Origin of the sequence: Cellulomonas sp. NPDC057328, from assembly GCF_042667215.1 — a bacterium.
Taxonomy (GTDB): domain Bacteria; phylum Actinomycetota; class Actinomycetes; order Actinomycetales; family Cellulomonadaceae; genus Cellulomonas.
Genome location: NZ_JBHUZW010000038.1, coordinates 1 through 21,386 on the forward strand (window position 1 = coordinate 1; position 21,386 = coordinate 21,386).

General features: G+C 74.8%; 16 protein-coding genes. 2 read left to right on the forward strand and 14 right to left on the reverse strand.

From position 1 onward, the window contains the following. Positions 1-49: 49 nt before the first annotated feature. The 3 genes from ACFUMH_RS09015 to ACFUMH_RS09025 all read right to left on the reverse strand — a co-directional run bounded on the left by ACFUMH_RS09015 (position 50) and on the right by ACFUMH_RS09025 (position 6,046). Positions 50-1,498, reverse strand: coding sequence for a GH1 family beta-glucosidase (locus tag ACFUMH_RS09015; RefSeq protein ID WP_378203626.1), 1,449 nt, complete (start codon positions 1,496-1,498; stop codon positions 50-52). Positions 1,499-1,712: 214 nt separating this feature from the next. Further along, on the reverse strand, positions 1,713-3,992 hold the full coding sequence (yicI, locus tag ACFUMH_RS09020; protein ID WP_378203629.1) for an alpha-xylosidase: 2,280 nt from the start codon (positions 3,990-3,992) through the stop codon (positions 1,713-1,715). Then, positions 3,989-6,046, reverse strand: coding sequence for a beta-galactosidase (locus ACFUMH_RS09025; RefSeq protein WP_378203631.1), 2,058 nt, complete (start codon positions 6,044-6,046; stop codon positions 3,989-3,991). The genes yicI and ACFUMH_RS09025 overlap by 4 nt, the downstream gene beginning before the upstream one ends. 257 nt (positions 6,047-6,303) lie before the next feature. On the opposite strand from ACFUMH_RS09025, the gene ACFUMH_RS09030 reads away from it, so the two are divergent. Beyond that, positions 6,304-7,311: a LacI family DNA-binding transcriptional regulator gene (locus ACFUMH_RS09030; protein ID WP_378203634.1), complete on the forward strand. Its 1,008-nt coding sequence runs from the start codon at positions 6,304-6,306 to the stop codon at positions 7,309-7,311. Positions 7,312-7,375: 64 nt separating this feature from the next. Here ACFUMH_RS09030 and ACFUMH_RS09035 read toward each other — a convergent pair whose 3' ends face one another. From ACFUMH_RS09035 to ACFUMH_RS09045, 3 genes are read right to left on the reverse strand one after another with little or no spacing between them, the layout of a single operon-like run. Continuing rightward, positions 7,376-8,371: a carbohydrate ABC transporter permease gene (locus ACFUMH_RS09035; protein ID WP_378203637.1), complete on the reverse strand. Its 996-nt coding sequence runs from the start codon at positions 8,369-8,371 to the stop codon at positions 7,376-7,378. Then, positions 8,368-9,402, reverse strand: coding sequence for an ABC transporter permease (locus ACFUMH_RS09040; protein ID WP_378203640.1), 1,035 nt, complete (start codon positions 9,400-9,402; stop codon positions 8,368-8,370). Before ACFUMH_RS09040 ends, ACFUMH_RS09035 begins: the two co-directional genes overlap by 4 nt. After that, positions 9,399-11,057 (reverse strand): extracellular solute-binding protein, encoded by a 1,659-nt coding sequence (locus tag ACFUMH_RS09045; RefSeq protein ID WP_378203643.1) that lies wholly within the window; start codon positions 11,055-11,057, stop codon positions 9,399-9,401. Before ACFUMH_RS09045 ends, ACFUMH_RS09040 begins: the two co-directional genes overlap by 4 nt. Positions 11,058-11,491: 434 nt before the next feature. On the opposite strand from ACFUMH_RS09045, the gene ACFUMH_RS09050 reads away from it, so the two are divergent. After that, positions 11,492-14,407 (forward strand): glycoside hydrolase family 3 C-terminal domain-containing protein, encoded by a 2,916-nt coding sequence (locus ACFUMH_RS09050; protein WP_378203646.1) that lies wholly within the window; start codon positions 11,492-11,494, stop codon positions 14,405-14,407. A gap of 92 nt (positions 14,408-14,499) precedes the next feature. Here ACFUMH_RS09050 and ACFUMH_RS09055 read toward each other — a convergent pair whose 3' ends face one another. From ACFUMH_RS09055 to atpD, 8 genes are all read right to left on the reverse strand, one after another. Then, on the reverse strand, positions 14,500-15,840 hold the full coding sequence (locus tag ACFUMH_RS09055; protein WP_378203649.1) for an N-acetylglucosamine-6-phosphate deacetylase: 1,341 nt from the start codon (positions 15,838-15,840) through the stop codon (positions 14,500-14,502). Further along, positions 15,837-16,424, reverse strand: coding sequence for a DUF1990 family protein (locus tag ACFUMH_RS09060; protein ID WP_378203652.1), 588 nt, complete (start codon positions 16,422-16,424; stop codon positions 15,837-15,839). The genes ACFUMH_RS09055 and ACFUMH_RS09060 overlap by 4 nt, the downstream gene beginning before the upstream one ends. 5 nt (positions 16,425-16,429) lie before the next feature. After that, positions 16,430-17,587, reverse strand: a complete 1,158-nt coding sequence (locus tag ACFUMH_RS09065; RefSeq protein WP_378203655.1) for a YndJ family transporter — start codon at positions 17,585-17,587, stop codon at positions 16,430-16,432. After that, entirely contained in the window at positions 17,584-18,261 is a 678-nt protein-coding gene (locus ACFUMH_RS09070) for a TetR family transcriptional regulator (RefSeq protein ID WP_378203658.1), read from the reverse strand. Before ACFUMH_RS09070 ends, ACFUMH_RS09065 begins: the two co-directional genes overlap by 4 nt. 97 nt (positions 18,262-18,358) lie before the next feature. Continuing rightward, entirely contained in the window at positions 18,359-19,054 is a 696-nt protein-coding gene (nucS, locus tag ACFUMH_RS09075; RefSeq protein WP_378203661.1) for an endonuclease NucS, read from the reverse strand. Between the two features lie 63 nt (positions 19,055-19,117). Next, positions 19,118-19,552, reverse strand: a complete 435-nt coding sequence (locus ACFUMH_RS09080) for a DUF2550 family protein (RefSeq protein WP_378203664.1) — start codon at positions 19,550-19,552, stop codon at positions 19,118-19,120. A gap of 22 nt (positions 19,553-19,574) precedes the next feature. Continuing rightward, complete coding sequence (locus ACFUMH_RS09085; RefSeq protein ID WP_378203667.1) at positions 19,575-19,859, reverse strand: F0F1 ATP synthase subunit epsilon; 285 nt, start codon at positions 19,857-19,859, stop codon at positions 19,575-19,577. Positions 19,860-19,903: 44 nt separating this feature from the next. Further along, a complete protein-coding gene (gene atpD, locus ACFUMH_RS09090; protein ID WP_378203668.1) occupies positions 19,904-21,385 on the reverse strand; it encodes a F0F1 ATP synthase subunit beta in 1,482 nt (493 codons plus the stop codon). Position 21,386: the final 1 nt, after the last annotated feature.

Consider the following 21,386-nt stretch of genomic DNA (forward strand, 5'->3'; position numbering starts at 1 on the left):
GCACCGTGGCGCTCACCACGGTGCCCGGCCGTCGGGCGGTCCTGCGACGTCAGAGCGTCGCGGCGGACTCCTGCGTCGGGATGACGCGCGTGCGGACGAGCTCGCGGTACCAGCGGCCCGAGTCCTTCACCGTGCGCACCTGCGTGTCGTAGTCGACGTGCACGATGCCGAAGCGGCGGTCGTAGCCGTACGCCCACTCGAAGTTGTCGAACAGCGACCAGACGAAGTAGCCGCCGACCTCGACGCCCTTGTCCATGGCCTCGCCGACCGCGTCGATGTGGTCGTGCAGGTACGCGACGCGGTCCGCGTCGTGCACGCGCCCGTCCTCGGTCACCGTGTCGTAGAACGCGGCGCCGTTCTCCGTGATCGCGAGCGGCAGGCCCGGGAAGCGCTCGTGCAGCTCGAGGAGCAGGTCCACGAGCCCCTGCGGCTCGATGTTCCAGCCCATCGCGGTGTGCGGGCCGGGCTGCGGGAGCCACTCGACGCGGTCCGCGCCGACCCACGGGCTGACGGGCGACGAGCGGTGCCCGTCGGGGCCGGGCTTGCCGTCGCCGACCGGCGGGGTGCCCCGCTGGACGCGGCCCGTCGAGTAGTAGTTGACGCCGAGCACCGAGATGGGCTGGCGGATGATCTCGAGGTCGCCGTCCTGCACGAACGACCAGTCGGTGATCGACGCGGTGTCGGCGAACACCCGCTCGGGGTACGCGCCCTGGAGCATCGGGCCGACGAAGACCTCGTTGGCGATCGTGTCGATCTGCTGCTTGGCGTCGACGTCCTCGGGGTCGTCCGAGGCCGCGCGGGTGACGTGCAGGTTGAGCGTGACGGAGACCGGGGTCTCGGCGCCGAGCTCCTCGCGGATCGCGCGGGCGGCGAGACCGTGCGCGAGGTTGAGGTGGTGCACCGCGGCGAGCGCGGCGGCGGCGTCCTGGACGCCCGGCGCGTGCACGCCGGAGCCGTAGCCGAGGAACGAGGAGCACCACGGCTCGTTGAGCGTGGTCCACAGGTGCACCCGGTCGCCGAGTGCACGCGCGACGACCCGCGCGTACTCCTCGAACGCGTACGCGGTGGCGCGGTTGGTCCAGCCGCCCTCGTCCTCCAGGGCCTGCGGCAGGTCCCAGTGGTAGAGCGTCACGACGGGCTTGATGCCGGCGCCGACCAGGCGGTCGACGAGCTCGGAGTAGAACGCGAGGCCCTCGGCGTTCGCCTCGCCCGTGCCGGTCGGCTGGATGCGGGGCCACGCGATCGAGAAGCGGTACGCCTCGAGGCCGAGGTCGGCCATGATCGCGACGTCCTGCTCGAGCCGGTGGTAGTGGTCGACGGCGACGTCACCGGTGTCGCCGTTGAGCACCTTGCCCGGCGTGCGGGAGAAGGTGTCCCAGATCGACGGGCCGCGCCCGCCCTCGTGCGCCGCACCCTCGACCTGGTACGACGCGGTGGCGGAGCCCCAGAGGAAGTCGGCGGGGAACGGACGGCCGGACGGCCGGGTGGTGCTGATCATGGCTGGCCCTTCGAGCTCGGTGCCGGGGCGGACCCCGGCGCGTCGCGGCCTCGGTGCCGCGCGGGTCGAATCGATACGATACACGCCGTGGGATCGCTCTCGCACGTGCCGGCACGCGCGTCCGGAGCGCGTCCGGGACGAGCCTCCCACGTCGGCGCGGGCGCGGGCCCGCGGACGGCGTGCACCGCCCGCGGACCCGCCCGCGCGCACCGGGTCAGAGCGAGAGCTCGACCGCGTCCTCTCCCGCGGCCGCGTCCACGCGCGCACCGGCGTGCGCCTGCACCGCCCAGGGATCCGTGGTCCCGGACGCCTCGACACGCACCCGGTCGCCCCGGCGCGTGACGGTGAAGACGGCGCCGGGCGTGCCGCCCGGGCCGGGGACGTGCGTCGTCGAGCGGTGCCCGTCGGGCAGGTCGAACAGGTGCAGCGTCACGCCGTCCGCGAAGTCGTAGTCGGGGCGGTCCGTCCGCGCCCCGACCGGCAGCACCGTGCCCGGCCGCACGTACAGCGGCAGCGAGGCGAAGCCGTGCCGCTCGCGCACCCACCGCGGGCCGGTCACGTGCTCGCCCGTGAGCAGCGACGTCCACGTGCCCTCCGGCACGTACACGTCCACGTCGCCCTCGGCGTCGAAGACCGGCGCGACCAGCAGGGACGACCCCAGCATGTACTGCGTGTCGACGCCCGCCGCGCCGCGGTCGTCCGGGAACTCCAGCACCATCGGCCGCATGACGGGCACGCCGTCGGTGTGCGCCTCCAGGCCCGCCTGCGCGAGGTAGGGCATGAGCGACAGCTTGAGCCGCGTGAAGGTGCGCGTGACGTCGACGGCCTCCTCGTCGAACGCCCACGGCACGCGGTAGGAGTCCGAGCCGTGCAGCCGGCTGTGCGACGACAGCAGGCCGAAGGGCAGCCAGCGCTTGAACACGGCCGGGTCGGGCGTGCCCTCGAACCCGCCGATGTCGTGGCTCCAGAACCCGAAGCCGGACATCGCGAGCGACAGGCCGCCGCGCAGCGACTCCGCCATCGACACGAACGTCGACTCGCAGTCGCCGCCCCAGTGCACCGGGAACTGCTGCCCGCCCGCGGTCGCCGACCGCGCGAACAGCACCGCCTCGCCCTCGCCGCGCTCCGCGACGAGCAGGTCGAACACGGCCGCGTTGTACAGGTGCGTGTAGTAGTTGTGCATCCGCTGCGGGTCCGAGCCGTCGTGCCAGACGACGTCCGTGGGGATCCGCTCGCCGAAGTCGGTCTTGAAGCAGTCGACGCCCTGGTCGAGCAGGGTCCGCAGCTTGTCCTGGTACCACGCGACGGCGTCGGGGTTCGTGAAGTCGACGAGCGCCATGCCGGCCTGCCACATGTTCCACTGCCAGACCGAGCCGTCCGGGTTCTTCACCAGGTAGCCGCGGGCCTTGCCCTCCGCGAACAGCACCGACCGCTGCGCGATGTACGGGTTGATCCACACGCAGATGCGCAGGCCCTTGTCCTTGAGCCGGCGCAGCATGCCCTCCGGGTCGGGGAACGTCGCCGGGTCCCACGTGAAGTCGCTCCAGTGGAACTGCCGCATCCAGAAGCAGTCGAAGTGGAACACCGACAGCGGCAGGTCGCGCTCGGCCATGCCGTCGACGAAGTGCGTGACGGTCGCCTCGTCGTAGCTCGTCGTGAACGACGTCGACAGCCACAGCCCGTACGACCAGTCGGGCACGCGCGCCGGCCGGCCCGTCAGGGCGGTGTAGCGGCGCAGGACGTCCTTGGGCGTCGGCCCCGCGACGACGTAGTACGTCAGCGACTGCCCCTCGACCGAGAACTGCGCGCGCGAGACGACCTCCGTGCCGATCTCGAACGACACGCGCTCCGGCTGGTCGACGAAGACGCCGTACCCCGCGTCGCTCACGTAGAACGGCACGTTCTTGTAGGCCTGGTCGCTCGCGGTGCCGCCGTCGGCGTTCCAGATGTCCACCGTCTGGCCGTTCTTCACGAGCGACCCGAACCGCTCCCCCAGGCCGTACAGGTGCTCGCCGACGCCCAGCGAGAGCTGCTCGCGCACGAAGTGCCGCCCCTCGGCGTCCGTGAGGACGCCGACGCTGCGCGCGAGGGACGACGTGAGCGTGCGCCCGTCGGCCACGAACTCGACGTGCCAGTCGCCCTCGGTCGCCACGCGCGCCTCGAGGCCGCCGGACCGGAACGTCGCCAGCGGCGCGCCCGTGAGCTGCGGCGTCGCGATCTTGACGTCGCCGACCTCGCGGCGCAGCGCGAACGACGGGCCGCGGTCCAGGCCGCCCTGGAAGTGCTCGATCGTCACGCCGACGACGCCGTCCATGGGGCTGTGGAACGTCACCGTGACGAGCGGGCGGTTGAGGGTGTCGCCGCGCGAGGCGATCGGTGCCGTCGACGCGTACACCGTGAGCGTGTCGTCGCCGGCGACGACGTCGTCGACGTGGCGCGGGCGCAGCTCGGTGACCCCGGGGAGCAGCTGCCAGTAACCGTCGGTGAACTTCATGGGGTCCTCTCGATCAGAGCCAGGGCGCCGTGCGGGGCCAGGGGCACCCGTCCGGCGAGGTCCGTGCCGGTCAGCAGGTCGTGCCAGGCGCCGTCGAGCGCCACGGTGCGCTCGGCGTCGGCCGCGTTGAGGCAGAAGGTGACGTCGCCGCGGCGCACGAGCTCGACGTCGTCGTCGCCGGCGACCCCGTGGGGGCCGGCCACGCCGGCCGCCGCGACGCACGCGGCCACGACGGCGGCGACGACGTCCGCCGGGGGCGTCGAGGCGACGTACCACCCCTCGCCGCCGCCCGGGTGGCGACGGCGCACGACCGTCGCGCAGCCGTCGAGGTCGCCGCCGACGACGGTGGCGACCGCCTCGCCGTCGTCGACGCGCACGCGCTCCGCCCAGTCGTGCACGACGTGCGCGCCGAGCAGGTCCGACGCGACGACCACCCCGGCGTCCGCCAGCGGCACGTACTCCTCGCCCGAGCCGCCGACGAGGTCGGCGAACGGCACGGGGAACCGCCCGGTCCGCACGTGCCCGTCCCGGTCCGCCACGCCGGAGAACGGGCCGAGGAGCAGGATGCCGCCGCGCTCGACGACCGCCCGCAGCCCCGCGACGTGGTCGTCCTCGACGAGGTACAGCTGCGGCGCGACGACGAGGTCGTAGCCCGACAGGTCCGCGCCGGGCGGCACGACGTCCACCGCGACGCCCGCCCGCCACAGCGGCGCGTAGTACGCCAGCAGCTGAGGCAGCACGCGCAGCCGGTCCGACGGCTGCGCGGGCTCCTCGGCCGCCCACCAGCTCGGCCAGTCGAAGACGAGCGCGGTCCGCGCGGCGACGCGCGTGCCGACGACCCGGCGGAGCCGGCCGAGCTCGGCGCCGTGCGCCACGACGGCCCGGTGCAGCGCCGTGTCGGGCCCCGCGTGCGGGACGAGCCCCGAGTGGAACCGCTCGGCGCCGAACACCGACGCCCGCCACTGGAAGAAGCACGAGCCGTCGGCGCCGCGGGCGACCGCGCGCAGCGAGTCGAGCCGCATCTGCGCGGTCGTCTTCGGGACGTTGTGCGCGCGCCAGTTGACGGCGCCCGCGGCCTGCTCCATGACCATCCACGGCCCGCCGCCGGCCAGCCCGCGCGCGAGGTCGTGCGTGAGCGCGAGCCGGACGGGCGACGCGGCGTCGGCCGGGTCGCCGTACACGTCGTCGGCCACGACGTCGACCTCCGGCGCCCAGCGCCAGTAGTCGGTGGGGCCGTGGAAGCCCATGAGGTTGGTGGTCACGGGCGTGCCCGGGCTCGCCGCGCGGAGCAGGTCGCGCTGCTCGCGGTACAGGTCGAGCAGCAGGTCGGACGCGAAGCGGCGGTGGTCGAGGACCTGCGTCGGGTTGACGAGGTACGGCGCGGCGCGCGGCGGCACGACCTGCGACCACTCGTCGTACCGCTGGCTCCAGAACGTCGTGCCCCACGCCCGGTTGAGCTCGTCGAGGCCGCCGTAGCGCGACCGCAGCCAGCCGCGGAACGCCTGCGCGCAGTGCTCGCAGAAGCACACCTGGCCGTACTCGTTGCCGACGTGCCACATGCGCACGGCCGGGTGGTCGGCGTACCGGTCGGCGAGCACCCGGGCGACCTGGAGGGCGCGCTCGCGGTACTGCGGCGAGGACGGGCAGAAGTGGTTGCGCGAGCCGTGCGACAGGCGCACGCCCTCGGCCGTGACGGGCCGCGTGCCCGGCCACAGCGCGCCGAGCCACGCGGGCGGCGACGCCGTGGGTGTGGCGAGGTCGACGAGGACGTCGTGCTCGTGCGCGAGGTCGAGGACGCGGTCGAGCCAGTCGAGCTCGTACCGGCCCGGCCGCGGCTCGAGCTGCGCCCACGAGAACACGCCCACGGTCACCAGGTTGACCCCGGCGGCGCGCATGAGCGCGACGTCCTCGCGCCAGACGTCGGGGTGCCACTGCTCGGGGTTCCAGTCGGCGCCGTACAGCAGGCCGCGCCGGGCGGTGAGCGCGTCGAGGCCCGGTCGCGCGGGCGCCGGCGCGGGGCTCGGCGGCGCGGGGCGCGGGTCCGTGGCGGTCACGCGGCACCTTCGACCGACGTGGCGCCGATTGGGCCGTCGAAGCGATTCGACGTCATGGTCCCCGTCGTAGGCGTGGTCGCCGATGCCACTCCCCTCTTTTCCTGCGCGGATACACCCGACGCACAGGCGAAGCGCTTGCGGCGCATCTCGGTCGGCGCGACCTCCCCCGCCCCGCCGCGGCCTCCCGCTAGGGTGAACGCCATCACGAGGCGCGGGCGTGCGCCCCCGGGCGCGCAGCGCGTGACGAACGGAGCAGCGTGGCGACGACCATCGACGACGTGGCGCGCGCGGCGGGGGTCTCCACCTCCACCGTGTCGTACGTCCTGTCCGGCAAGCGACCCATCTCGGCGCCCACGCGCCAGCGCGTGGAGCGCGCGATCCGCGACCTCGGGTACCGGCCGCACGCCGGCGCCCGCGCGCTCGCGTCGAGCCGCACCAACGTGCTGGCCCTCATGGCGCCCCTGCGCGTCGACGTCAACGTCTCGGTCATCATGCAGTTCGTCACCGGCGTGGTGACGGCCGCGCGCGCGTACGACCACGACGTCCTCCTCCTCACCGCCGACGAGGTCGCCGGCATGGAGCGCGTCGCCTCCGGGTCGATGGTCGACGCGCTGGTCATGATGGACATCGAGGCGGACGACCCCCGCGTGCCCGTGCTGGTCGGACTCCGGCAGCCCGCGGTGCTCATCGGCCTGCCGCGCGATCCCGAGGGGCTGTCCTGCGTGGACCTCGACTTCGAGGCCGCCGGCCGCCTGGCGGTGCGCCACCTCGCGCGCCGCGGGCACCGCCGCGTCGCGCTCCTCGGCTCGCCGCGCGCCGTGCTCGAGCGGCACACGTCCTACGCGGACCGCATGCTGCGAGGGTTCACGCAGGAGGTGGCCGACGCCGGCCTCGAGGGCGTCACCGAGCCGTGCGAGTCGTCGATGGCCGGGGCCGTCGAGGCCGTCGACCGCGTGCTCGAGCGCCTGCCCGACGTCACGGGGCTCGTCGTGCACAACGAGGTCGCGCTCCCCTGGGTCGTCGCCACGCTCCGGGACCGCGGCCGGCACGTGCCGGACGACGTGTCCGTCGTCGCCGTCTGCCCGCCCGACGTCGCGACGAACCAGCCCCTGCCGCTGACGAGCGTCGACATCCCGGCGCACACCATCGGCAAGGTCGCGGTCGAGATGGCGATGGCCCGGGTCGAGGCGGACGAGCCGGCGGAGACCCGCCTGCTCGCGCCCGTGCTCGTCGAGCGCGCGAGCACCGCCACCGTCGTCGGCTGACCGCCCGTCGTCGGCCGACCGCCGCACCGCCGCCCCGCGGCGCCCTCCGCCGTCGTGCACGCCGTCAGCCCTTGATCGCGCCCGTGATGACGCCCTTGGTGAAGTGGCGCTGCACGAACGGGTAGACGAGCAGGATCGGGACGATCGCGAGCACGACCACCGCCATCTGCACGGGCAGGCCGGTCACCTGCCCCGACGCGACGTCGACCTGGCCGACGCCGCTGCCCGGCAGCGTGACGCCCTGCAGCACGTACGAGCGCAGCACCAGCTGCAGCGGCCACTTCGCGTTGTCGTTGATGTAGAGGATCGCGTTGAAGAACGCGTTCCAGTACCCGACGCCGTAGAACAGCGCGACGACCGCCGTGACGGCCTTCGACATCGGCAGCACGATGCGCCCGAGGATGCGCCAGTCACCCGCGCCGTCGATGCGCGCGGCGTCGAGGATGCCCTGGTCGATCCCCATGAAGAAGTTGCGCAGGATCAGCACGTTGAAGGCCGACACCGCACCCGGGAGGATCAGCGCCCAGTACGAGTCGATGAGCCCGAGCGAGCTCACCAGCAGGTACGTCGGGATCATCCCCGCGCCGAAGAACATCGTGACGAGGAAGACGAAGAGGATCGGCCGGTGCCACAGCGACGACGGCCGCGAGAGGCCGAACGCCGCGAGCACCGACACGACGGTCGAGATCACGGTGCCCACCGCGGTGACGCCCGTGCTCACCAGCGCCGCCCGGGTGACGATGCCGCCCGAGAGGATCTGGGAGTAGGCGCCGAGGGTCAGCTCCCCCGGCACGACGACCAGCCCGCCCGCGCGGATCGTCTCCGCCTGCGTCGACAGGCTCGTGATGATGACGGTCCACAGCGGGAAGACGATCGCCAGCACGACCACCGCCAGCACGACCACCTTGGCGGTCTGGCCCGCGACGCTCGGCGGCTCCTCCCACGCCGCACGGTGCTTCGAGCGGCGCCGGCGCGGGGTGCGCCCGGGCGCCAGGTCGGTGGGCACCGCCACCACCGCGGTGTCGATGCGGGGACCCGCCTGTCCGGTCTGCTCGCTCATGACTTCCGGTACACCCCGCTCTCGCCGAACACGTGGGCCAGCTTGTTGGCGCCGAGCACCAGCAGGAGGCTGACCACACCCTTGACCAGGCCCGCGGCGGCCGCGAAGCTCCAGTCCCCGTAGATGACGCCCTGGTAGTAGACGTAGGTGTCGATGACCTCGGCGACGTCCGCGCCGACGGCCCCGCGCTGCAGGATCAGCTGCTCGAAGCCGACGGTCAGCGCGTCGCCGAGCCGCAGGATGAGCAGCAGGATGATGACGGGCCGCAGCGCCGGGAGCGTCACGTGCCACATGCGGCGCCAGCGGTTCGCGCCGTCGACGGCCGCCGCCTCGTACTGCTCGGTCGGCACGGTCGAGAGCGCGGCGAGGAAGATGATGATCCCCCAGCCCGCGTCCTTCCACACCGACTGCATGGTCAGCAGCACGAGGAACGTGTCGGGGTTCGTCATCAGGTCGAACCCGGAGCCGAGCCCCGCGTCGCGCAGCGTCTGGTTGACGAGGCCCGCGCCGCCGAAGATCTGCTGGAAGACCGTCACGACCAGCACCCACGAGAAGAAGTGCGGCAGGTAGACGATCGCCTGGATCGACGTGCGGACGCGCGGCGTCACGATGCTGTTGAGCAGCAGCGCCAGCGCGATCGGCACGGGGAAGAAGAACAGGAGCTGGAACGCCGTGATGACGAGCGTGTTCTGCACCGCGTCGAGGAACAACGGGTTCGAGAAGACGCGCACGAAGTTGGTCCAGCCGACGAACGGGCTGCCGAGGAACCCCGTGTACGGCGAGTAGCTCTGCCACGCGATGACGTTGCCCAGCATGGGCACGTAGGCGAACACCGCGAGCAGCACGGCGGCGGGCGCCACCATGAGCAGCAGGGCGCCGTCGCGGCGCAGCCGCGTGCGGAACGGGAGCTTGCGGACGGGCGGGCGGCCCCGCCGCGAGGGGACGGGCGCGCCCGCCCCCTCGGCGACGGGGTCCGGCGCGGGCACCTGGTCGCGCCCGCGGTTGCGCAGGGTCTGGCCGAGGCTCGTCACTGCGCGTCCAGGATCTCCTGGTAGAAGGAGCGCAGCTCCTCGCCACCGGACGCGCGCCACGTCTCGATCGCCGCGTCCAGGTCCTTCATGGACTTGCGGCCGCGCGAGATGTCGAGCTCCAGGTCCACGAAGGGCTGCCCGATCGACGCGTACTGCGCCGGCTCGACGATCTGCTGCGCGTAGAACAGCGGCTCGGTCAGGTACTCGGCGGCCTGCTGCTGCCACTCCGACGACGCCTTCACGAAGCCGGGGTACTGCACGCGCGTGTTGGCGAGCGGCGGGCTCACGAGGAACACGTAGGTCGGCTGCAGCTCGGTGGCCGCGAGCGGCGTCGGGACGGGCAGGCCGTCGGCGCCGCGCGTGTAGTGCACGCCCTCGACGCCGTTGTTCACGACGTCGAACTCGGTCGTGCCGAACGGCGCGGCCAGGACGTCCGCGAGCGACAGCAGCTCGCGGATCCGGTCCTCGTCGTCGGACTTCTTCAGGAACGAGAAGATGTTCGCCGGCTGGCCCTTCCACAGCACCGGCGTGCCGCCGTCCGCGGCGAACGGCGCGAACGGCTGCTGCCAGTACGACGGGTTGCTGCCGAGGTTGTCGCGCAGCGCCTCGTGCCAGCTGCCCATGCCGTCGTTCATGATGAGCGACTCGCCGGCCTGGAAGCGCGTCTTGGCCTCGGCCCGCAGGTCCGCGACGGCGTCGGGGTGGACCGCGCCGCTCGCGAACAGCGCGGCGTTCCACTCGAGGGCCGCGCGGTACTCGTCCGACTCGACGCGGTGCACGAGCCTGTCGCCGTCGAGCTTCCACCGGGGCGGCACCCCGTGGATGATCGCCGAGGTGTTCCACAGGTCCTCGGCACCCCAGCGGTTGCCGCCGGTGAGCTCCTTCGCCAGGTCGAGCAGGTCCTGGCCGTCCTTCACGTCGGGCGTGATCCCGAGCTCGTCGAGGACGTCCTTGCGGTAGAAGATGACGTCGGTGATGACCTCGCCCGGGAAGGGCAGGCCGTAGAGGCGTCCGTTGAACGTGCAGAACCTCCAGACGTCCGTCGGGATGTTGGCGAGGTTCGGGTAGTCCTTCGCCTTGTCGCCGCCGAGGAAGTCGGACAGGTCCTGGAAGAGGTTCGGCACGATCTCCGAGCCGAAGCGGGGCGGGATGTTCCACGTCGGCACGACCACCCAGTCGGGCACGTCGCGCGACGACGCCAGCACGGTCGCGAGCTTGTCGCCGTACGTGTTGCCGTCGGTGATCTGGAACTCGACGGTCGAGCCGAGCAGCCCGTTGACCGCCTCGTAGTACTGGTTGCCCTTGGTCGGCGGGATGGTGCCCCACAGCGGGGTCATGGCGGTGAACGTCGTGCCGCTGCCGGGCGCCTCGGGCACGGACTGCACGAGCTCGGTCGGGATCGTCTCGTAGCCCGGCGTCGAGCCGTTGACGCTCGGGTAGTCCGGCTCGACGTAGTCGACGGGGACGTAGGTCGGCAGGACGTCGGCCGACGCGGTCGCCCCGGGCGTGCTGACGGCGCCCGGCGTGCCGGACCCGCACGCGCTCAGCAGCGACGGCACGCCCGCCACGGCGGCGCCGGCGGCGACCATGCCGAGGAACGAACGTCGGCGGACCTGCGCGTCCCCGACGCGCCGGGTGGTCGTGGTGGTGTTCATCAGCGCCCTTCACTCCCTCGTGGATGTGGACGTGCTCGCTCGTGCCGGCCGGGCCGGCGTCGCTGCCGCTGCTGCGGTGGTGCTCCGGTGCACCGCCGCGGCCGGTCCTCGGTGACCGGCGGCCGCGACGTGCCGACCGCTCCCCTCACGCCGGCGGCACCGTCGCGCTGGGCGACCGCACCGTCGAAGCGGTTCGACGTGCGGCAATCTAGGCCACGTCGGCGGCGTGAGGCAAGACACGTCGGGGAGTTGTCAGCGACGGAGTTATGCACCACGATGACCGATCGCAGCACGTGCGGCGGTCCGACGCCGCGCACGAACGCGTCGAAACGGTTCGACCGTGAAGCGCTTCCCCGCCCCCGTCGCCCTCCGCGCGGGGCGACCCCCGGGCCGCCGCCCGACCCCACCCACCCGACGACGCAGCTGGGAGCGACGTGGCCGACGACGTCCGCACGGCAGACCGCACCGACCACCCCACGGCCACCGGCGCCGCCGACCACGCGTGGCGCGACGCCGACCGCCCCGTCGCCGAGCGGGCCCGCGCCCTCCTCGCGGCGCTGACCCGGGAGGAGAAGGTCGCGCTGCTGCACCAGCACGCGCCGGCCGTCGACCGCGTCGGCCTCGCCGCGTTCCGCACCGGCGCCGAGGTGCTCCACGGCGTCGCGTGGCTCGGGCGCGCCACCTGCTTCCCGCAGCCCGTCGGGCTCGCGGCCACCTGGGACGCCGACCTCGTCGAGCGCGTCGGCGCCGTCGTCGGCACGGAGCTGCGGGCCAAGCACGCGGCCGACCCCACCGTCTCGCTCAACGTGTGGGCGCCGGTCGTCAACCCGCTCCGCCACCCCGCGTGGGGCCGCAACGAGGAGGGCTTCTCGAGCGACCCGCACGTCACCGCCTGGCTCGCAGGCGCGTACGCGCGCGGCCTGCGCGGCGACCACCCGGTGTACTGGCGGACCGTCCCGACGCTCAAGCACTTCCTCGCCTACAACAACGAGACCGACCGGGCCGTGACGAGCTCCGGACTGCCGCCGCGCGTGCTGCGCGAGCACGAGCTGCCCGCGTTCCGCGGCCCCGTCGAGGCAGGCGTCGTCGGTGCCGTCATGCCGTCGTACAACCTCGTGAACGGCCGGCCGAACCACGTCGCGCGCGAGCTGCTCGACGAGCTGCGGTCCTGGACCGACCTGCCCCTGCTCGTCGTCTCCGACGCCGCCGCACCCGGCAACCTCGTGACCTTCGAGCGGTACTTCGACGACCACGTCGCGTCGCACGCCGCGATGGTGCGCGCGGGCGTCGACTCCTTCACCGACAACGACGCCGACGCGCGTCCCACCGTCGAGCGCGTCACCGCCGCGCTCGACGCCGGCCTGCTCGACGAGGCCGACGTCGACCGCGCGGTGCTGCGCCAGCTCGAGCTGCGGATCCGCACCGGCGAGCTCGACCCCGACCGCGACCCGTGGGTCGTCAGGCCCGACGCGATCGACCTGCCCGCGCACCGGGCCCTGGCGCGGGAGGCGGTCGCCCGCTCCGTCGTGGTGCTGGAGAACGACGGCGTGCTGCCGCTCGTGCCCGGCGCCCGCGTCGCCGTCGTCGGCCCGCACGCCGACCGCGTGCTGCACGACTGGTACTCGGGCACCCCGCCGTACCTCACGGGGCTCGGCACGGCCCTGGCCGACCGGCTCGGCACCGACCGCGTCGCCGTGGCGGACGGCGCCGACCGCGTGGTGCTGACGAGCTCCACGACCGGCGGGGACGTCCGCCCGCTCGCGGACGGCACCCTTGTCGCGGACGGCGAGGGCGGCGACGGGACGCTCGTCGACGTCGTCGACTGGGGCCACGGGCTGCTCACGCTGCGCGGCGTCCAGGCGGACCGGCTCTGGAGCGGCGTCGGGTGGGTGCTGCGCGCCGACGCCACGCGGGTCGGCGGCTGGGTCGCGCAGGAGTCGTTCCGCGCGCACCGCCACGACGACGGGACGTGGTCGCTGCAGCACGTCGGGTCCGGGCGCTGGGTGCGTGTGCAGCACGACGAGGCCGGGACGCTCGTCGCCGAGGCGCAGGGCCCGGGCAGCGCCGAGCGGTTCGCCGTGCGCGTCGTGCGGTCCGGCGCGGCGGAGGTCGCCCGCGTCGCCGCGGACGCCGACGTCGTCGTCGTCACCGCCGGCAACGACCCGCACCTGCACGGCCGCGAGACCGAGGACCGGCCCGACCTCGAGCTGCCGGCGGCCCAGCGGGCGCTGTGGCGCGCGGCGGCCGGCGCGAACCCGCGCACGGTCCTCCTCGTCGTGTCGTCGTACCCGTACGTGCTGCCGCCCGAGACCGACGCCGCGTCCGCCGTCGTCTGGACGTCGCACGGCGGCCAGGAGCTCGGGCCGGGACTCACCGACGTGCTCGTCGGTGACGTCGAGCCGACCGGCCGCCTCGCCCAGTGGTGGCCCGCCGACGCCGCGCAGGCCGGCAACCTGCTCGAGTACGACGTCGTGGGCGCGCGCACGACCGACTGGTGGTGCCCGACGCCGCCGCGGTACGGGCTCGGGCACGGGCTCACGTACGGGGCCGTGCGCTACGTCGCCGCGCTCGCGTCCCCCGCCGCGCACGACGTCACCGGTCTCGACCCGGCCCGCGGGCCCGGCGGTGCGCCGGCGGCCGGCGAGCCGGCCGTCGAGGTGCGCGTCACCGTGGCGAACGACGGCCCCCGCACCGCGCACGAGCTCGTGCAGGTGCACGTGGACGCGCCGGAGCACCGCCTGGCCTTCCCCCGCCGGCTGCTCGCGCACGCGCGCGTCGCCCTGCTGCCCGGCGCGTCGGCCGACGTCGTGCTGCGCGTGCCGGTGCGCGAGCTCGCGACGTGGGACGTCACGCGCGACCGGTGGGTGGTCGAGCCGGGCACCTACGTGCTCGGGGCCGGCCCGTCGGCCACCACGCTGCCGCTGCGGACGAGCGTCGAGGTGACAGGCCCGGCCGTGCCGCCGCGCGTGCTCGTGGGGCGGGCGGTGCGCGCCGCCGACGCCGACGCGCGCGCCGGGCTCGTCCTGACCGACCGGACGCGCGACGCCGGCGACGCCGTGCAGGTGCCGCGCGGGCGCGGCCGCGGCCACGTGGTCCTGCGCACGTGCGCGACCGCCGGGGCGACGACGATCACCGCCGAGGTCGCCCGCACGCGGCCGGGCGCGGCGTCGGTCACCGTCCGCGACGACGTCACGGGCCGGCTCCTCGCCCGCGTCGACGTGCCGGAGGGCGGCGGCCGGTACGACTGGGCGACGGTCACGGCGCCGTTCGCCGGGCCGTCCGCCGACGTGGTCGACCTGCGCGTCGAGCTCGAGGGCCCGGCGCGGCTGGCGACGGTGCGGCTGGGCTGAGGCGCCGCGCCCGACGACGGCGGTCAGGCGTCGGCGGTCAGGCGTCGGTGGTCAGACGTCGGTGCTCGGGCGTCGGTGGTAGGCACCGGCGGTCAGACGTCGGCGGGCGCGCCGGCGACCCAGCGGCCGGCGCGAGCCACCGCGACCGGCCGCAGGTCGTCCGTCGTGACGAGCAGGTCCGCGCGGCGCCCGACGACCAGCGCGCCGACGTCCGCGCGGCCGAGCACCGCCGCCGGCGTCGTCGCCGCGCTGCGCACCGCGTCCGCGAGCGGCACGCCCGCCCCGACGACGTGGCGCACGACGTCGAGCAGGTGCGCGACGCCGCCCGCGATGGCACCCGGCGCGCCGTCCGGCCCGACCGTCCGGGCGACGCCGTCGACGACGCGGACCGCGAGCGGGCCCAGGCGGTAGTCGCCGTCGGGCATCCCGGCCGCCGCCATCGCGTCCGTCACGAGCGCGACCGCGTCCGGGCCCACGAGCTCCAGCACCGTGCGGACCGTGGCGGGGGCGAGGTGCGTGCCGTCCGCGACGAGCTCCACGACGAGCCGCCCGGCGGCCGCCGCGGCGAGGCACGCCGCCACGGGCCCCGGGTCGCGGTGGTGCAGCGGGCGCATGCCGTTGAAGAGGTGCGTGGCGGTGGGGCGGCCCGACCGGGCGCCCCGCGTCGTCGCGAGCAGGTCGAACACCCGGTCGATCGCCGCGCCCGCGACCTCGGCCGACGCGTCGGTGTGCCCCACGGACGGCACCGCGCCGGCCGCGACGAGCGCCCGGACGGCGTCGTCGGGCGCGTCGGCACCGCGTGCGTCCGCGACCCCGTCCGCGACCCCGTCAACGACACCGTCCGCGACCCCCGGGACCTCGGGGGCGACGGTCATCGTCACGAGGTGGCCGCGCGCCGCCGCGGCGACCTCGCGCACCAGGTCCGGGTCGCCCGGGACCATGTCGCCGGGGTTCTGCGCGCCGCACCGGGCCGCCGAGAGGAACGGCCCCTCGAGGTGGATGCCCGCGAGGGCACCGGCGTCCGCGGCGTCCGCGAGCAGCGCGGTCCGCGCCAGCAGGACGTCGCGCGGCGCCGTCACGAGCGACGCGACGAGCGACGTCGTGCCGTGGCGCAGGTGCTCGTCGGCCGCGCGGCGGACGTCCGCGGCGTCGAGCGCGTCGGGGAACCCCGCGCCGCCACCGCCGTGGCAGTGCAGGTCCACGAGGCCCGGCAGCAGCGTCCGGACCCGGTCCGGCGGCGCGGCGGGCGGCGCCTCCGGCGCGTCGTGCGCCGGTCCGACCCACACGATCCGGTCGCCCTCGACGACGACCACGCCGTCCTCGAGCACGCCGGCGGGTGTGACGACGCGGCCGCGCAGCGCGCGCGGGACGGCACCGAGGGCGTCCGGCGACGTCGGGACGGCAGGGGCAGGGTCGGGACGGGGACCGCTCACCCGGGCATCGTGCCACCGGCGCCCGCGCCGCGTCCGCGTGCGCGCCGACGGTGCAGCGCCCGCGCGGCACGCGCGAGGTTCGCCACGTACGCCCGCTGCGCCAGCGGGACGAGCGGCCCGGCGAGGCGCGCCCACACCAGCACGGGCCGGCTGTACGCCTCCACCTCCAGCCAGACGTCACCGGCCGCGTCCCGCGTCACCCGGAACGCCTCCTCCCCCGCGACCGGGTGCCCGGCGAGCGAGCCGTACCCGAACCCCTCGGCGTCCGCCCACAGCACGCGGCACGGCCCGCGCACCGCGACGGGTCCGGCGCCGAGCACCGAGACGACGTGGACCCCCGGCGCGGCCGGGCCGTCCGCCTCGATACCCACGCCCGCGGACCGGTGCAGCCGCCACGACCGCACGTCGTCGGCCAGCGCGGCGTGGTCCGCCTCGGTGCCGCCGCGCACCACACGGTGCCGGACCGCCAGGACGCGGAACGTGGCGTCGACGCCCGCGTGCCGCCAGGTGTCGCCGTCGCGCGCACGCAGGCGGGTGACCCCCACGGGGGCGTAGGTCAGGGCGTCGTCCGTGGTGTCGGGCATGGTGCTCAGCCTCCGTGGGTCGTCGGGTCGGTGGGCACGTCGTAGGTCGGGACGGCGTGGGTCGGGACGGCGTGGGTCGGGACCGCGCCGGTCGGGACTGCGTGGGTCGGGACGGCGTGGCCTGTTACGGCGTGGGCCGGGACGGCGTCGGTGGCGGGTGCGTCGAGTGGGGCACCCGCTCCTGCGGTCGACGGCCCGCCGACCGCACGGCCCGCACGGCCCGCGTCGGCCGCGAGGCTGGCGCGCGCCGGTGCGTCGCGCACCCGGAGCCCCACGAGCGACGCCAGGACGACGGCGACCGCGTTGAGCGCACCGTGGGTCGCGACCATCCACGACAGGTCGGGGTGCGGCACGTCCGTCACCTCGCCGACCGCCCACCACAGCGCCAGGAGCATCGCGACGACGGACGCGCCCGCCGCCAGGGCCGCGAGGGCGGTCGCGCCGCCGGCGCGGGGGGCCGCGGACGTCCCCGGCCCGGACGGCGCGACGCGCGCGGCCCGCCACGCGCCCGCCGTCGCGCACCACAGGCCGCCGGTGAGGACGACCGTGCCGACCAGCTCGGCGACGTCCGACACGAGGTACCCGCCGAGCACGGCCAGCACACCGCCGCAGACCCCCGCGGCGCCCGCGCGCGCCAGCCGCGACGGGCGCAGGCCCTCGGCCGCGGCCGCGAGCCCGGCGGCGAGGCACGCGCCGAAGCCGGCGAACAGCATGTGCGGCACCGTCAGCAGCAGGAGGTCCCCGTCGAAGCCGAGCACGCCCCACCCTGCCCGGTCCGCCACGAGGGCGAGCGCGCCGACCGCGACGGTGCCCGGTGCGACGGCAGCCGCCAGGCGTCCGGGCAGGACCGCCCGTCGGGGTGCTGACCGGGCGGCCGGCACCGCGTCGAGCAGCGCACGGGCGGCGACGCCGAGCAGCACGACCCCCGCGACGGCGAACGGGACCGCCGCCGCGACGGCGCCCGGACCGCGCGGCAGCAGCAGCGCCAGCGCCCCCAGGGCCCCGGCGACGGGCCACGCCGGCGACCGCGGGGCGGGCACGCGGGCGAGGCCGGCGTCTGCGAGCAGCCGCAGGCCGAGCGGCAGCACCACCGCGGCGCCCAGCGCGACGGCCGCCTGGACGCCCGCCAGGGCCGCGGGCGTCAGCCCGTCGCCCGCGCTCACGCGGCACCGCCGGACGGGTGCGGCGCCCACCGGCCCACGAGCGCGAGCACGTCGCCCGCGACCCCGTGCGCGACGGGCAGCCGTGCCAGGCGGACGAGCCGCGAGACCAGCGGCGCCGCGGCGTCGACGAGCTCCCGCGTGCGGCGCGCGTCGGGCGTGGGGTCGTGCACCCAGGCCGCCGTGACCCCGAGGTGCACGAGCCAGAGCGCGGCGACGAGGTCGTCGCGCAGGTCGGTCGGCACGCGCGGCGTGGCACCGTCGACGACGTCCGCGAGCAGGGCGCGGGCGAGCTCCGCGCTGGGCGCCGACGCGGGCGAGAAGGGGCTGGCGGGCGAGCCCGGGCGCACGGCCGCGCCGATCGACTCGGCGCCGAAGCGGTGGAACGGCGCGAAGACGTCGAGCGCGGCGTGCCAGGTCGTGCGCAGCCGCTCCCCCAGGTCGCCGGGCTCCAGCCGCTCGCGCGCGACCGCCACGTGGGCGCGGTTGACCTCGAGGTAGAGCTCCTGCACCAGCACGTCCTTGGACGCCACGTGGTGGTAGGCGTTGCCGACGGCGACGCCCGCCTCCTGGGCCACGAGGCGCATGGTGGTGGCGTCGTAGCCGCGCTCCGCGAACAGGCGCAGCGCCGTCGTGCGGATCAGCTCACGGGTCTCGGTGGCGGTGCGGCGCGTCATGCCCATAGTTGAACACGTTCAACTGAACACGTTCAAGTGCACCGCGCGACGAGGGACGCGAGATGCGGTGACGCGCGAGCCACGGGCCCGCGCTCCGTCAGAAGAGCCGCGAGTCCACGTCGTCGACCCCGCGCATCGCGTCGTAGTCGAGGACGAGGCAGCCGATGCCGCGGTCGGTGGCGAGCACACGCGCCTGCGGCTTGATCTCCTGCGCGGCGAACACGCCGCGGACGGGGGCGAGCAGGGGGTCGCGGTTCAGCAGGTCGAGGTAGCGGGTCAGCTGCTCGACGCCGTCGATGTCGCCGCGCCGCTTGATCTCGACGGCCACGGTGCCGCCGTCGGGCGCCTTCGCAAGGATGTCGACCGGGCCGATGGCGGTGGGGTACTCCCGGCGCACGAGCACGTGCCCGCTGCCGAGCAGCGCGATCTGGGCCGCGAGCAGCTCCTGCAGGTGCGCCTCGACACCGTCCTTGACGAGGCCCGGGTCGACGCCGAGCTCGTGCGTCGAGTCGTGGTCGACGCCGTAGAGCTCGACGACCAGGCGGTCGTCCGACTTGGTGTGCTGCACGGTCCACACCTGCGTGACGCCGGCGGCCGCCTGCTCCGCGTCGGGCTCGGTCACGGCCATCGCGCACGGCGGGCTCATCCAGTTGAGCGGCTTGTACGAGCCGCCGTCGGAGTGCAGCAGCACCGAGCCGTCGGCCTTCACCACCAGCAGCCGCGTCGCGCGGGGCAGGTGGGCCGACAGGCGGCCGGTGTAACGGGCGGCGCAGTCGGCGACGACCAGGCGCATGGCGGGCTCACTCGTCCTTCGGGTCGGTCGGGGGTGGCGGCGGGAGGCGTCCCGCGCCGCGGGTCAGATGACCGTGCCGACCCGGGAGGGCGTCGCCTCGATCCACGAGGTGAACCCGGCGTAGGCCTCGGACGACATGCGCAGGTGCACCTCGCCCGCCGTCCCGTGCCGCTCGGCCGTCACGCGGCACCGGGCCACGACGACGCCGGTCGGCACGCCGTCCGCGGCGAGCACCTCACGCTCGAGGACGGCGATGCCGGCGCGCGTCCACACGCGGGCCGGCCGGGGCAGCAGCGACGCCCGTCGCCACCAGTACAGGCGCGTCGCGCCGTACTGGGCGACGCCGCGCGACCACGGACCGGCCGGGCCGTCCGCCAGCGCGCACGCGAACGAGCCGACCCGCCGGTCGAGCGCCGCGGTGCGGGAGCCCCACAGCACGGCTCCCAGGACGAGCAGGAGGGCGGCGCCCACGACGACGGCCCATGCCGCACCGCTCACGCCGCCCTCCCCGCGTCCGTCGTCAGTGGGCCGCCGCCGCGGCGGACCCCTCGGTCACCGCGTCGACGACCACCGTCACCTGGTCGGCGTCGACGGACAGGAACCCGCCGTCGACGTGCCACTGCAGCGGCGCGCCGCCGTCGGCGGGGACGACCCGGACCGGGCCCGCCCGCAGCACCGACAGGATCGGCGTGTGCCCGGCGAGGATGCCGATGTCGCCGTCGGCCGCGGGGGCCGAGACCTGCCGTGCCGTGCCGGACCAGACCTTGCCGTCCGCCGCCACGAGGTCCACCTCGAGCTGTGCCACCGTGCTCCCTTCGGCGTGGGTACGTCGTCCTTCGCCCGCAGGCGTCAGACGCCGTACTCCTTCTGGATGCGGGCCCAGTTGCGCTCGAGGTCCTCGAGGCCACCGATGTTGAAGAAGGCCTGCTCGGCGATGTGGTCGAACTCGCCCTCGGCGATCTTCTTGAACGCCTCGACCGTCTCGGACACCGGCACCGTCGAGCCGACGACGCCCGTGAACTTCTCGGCCATGTACGTGTTCTGCGAGAGGAACTGCTGGATGCGGCGCGCACGCGCCACGACCGTCTTGTCCTCCTCCGACAGCTCGTCGACGCCGAGGATCGCGATGATGTCCTGCAGCTCCTTGTTGCGCTGCAGGATCGACTTCACCTGCGTCGCGACGTCGTAGTGCTCCTGGCCCACGTAGCGCGGGTCGAGGATGCGCGACGACGAGGCCAGCGGGTCCACGGCGGGGTACAGGCCGCGCGACGCGATCTCGCGGGAGAGCTCGGTCGTCGCGTCGAGGTGCGCGAACGTCGTTGCCGGCGCCGGGTCGGTGTAGTCGTCGGCCGGCACGTAGATCGCCTGCAGCGAGGTGATCGAGTGGCCGCGCGTCGAGGTGATGCGCTCCTGGAGGAGACCCATCTCGTCGGCGAGGTTCGGCTGGTAGCCCACCGCGGAGGGCATGCGGCCGAGCAGGGTCGACACCTCGGAACCGGCCTGCGTGAACCGGAAGATGTTGTCGATGAAGAGCAGCACGTCCTGCTTCTGCACGTCGCGGAAGTACTCCGCCATCGTCAGCGCGGACAGGGCGACGCGCAGACGCGTGCCCGGCGGCTCGTCCATCTGGCCGAAGACGAGGGCGGTCTTGTCGAAGACGCCCGCCTCCTCCATCTCGACGATGAGGTCGTTGCCCTCACGGGTGCGCTCGCCGACGCCGGCGAACACCGACACACCGCCGTGGTTCTGCGCGACGCGCTGGATCATCTCCTGGATGAGGACGGTCTTGCCGACGCCCGCACCACCGAACAGACCGATCTTCCCGCCCTGCACGTACGGCGTGAGCAGGTCGATGACCTTGATGCCCGTCTCGAACATCTGCGTCTTCGACTCGAGCTGGTCGAAGGCCGGGGGCTTGCGGTGGATCGGCCAGCGCTCGGTGATCTCGAGCTTCTCGCCCTCCGCGAGGTTGAGCACCTCGCCGATGACGTTGAAGACCTTGCCCTTGGTGACGTCACCGACCGGCACCGAGATCGGCGCGCCGGTGTCGCGCACCGTGGCGCCGCGGACGAGACCGTCCGTCGGCTTGAGGGCGATCGCACGCACGAGCGAGTCGCCCAGGTGCTGCTCGACCTCGAGCGTCATGGTGAAGGTGCCCTCACCCTCACCCTGGGTCGACAGGTCGATGTCGACCTGGAGGGCGTTGTAGATGTCGGGGATCTGGTCCGGCGGGAACTCGATGTCCACGACGGGCCCGATGACCCGCGCGACCCGGCCGACGCCGGGCGTGCCGGCGTTCGCGGCCGTCGCGTCGACGGTGGTGGCGGTCATG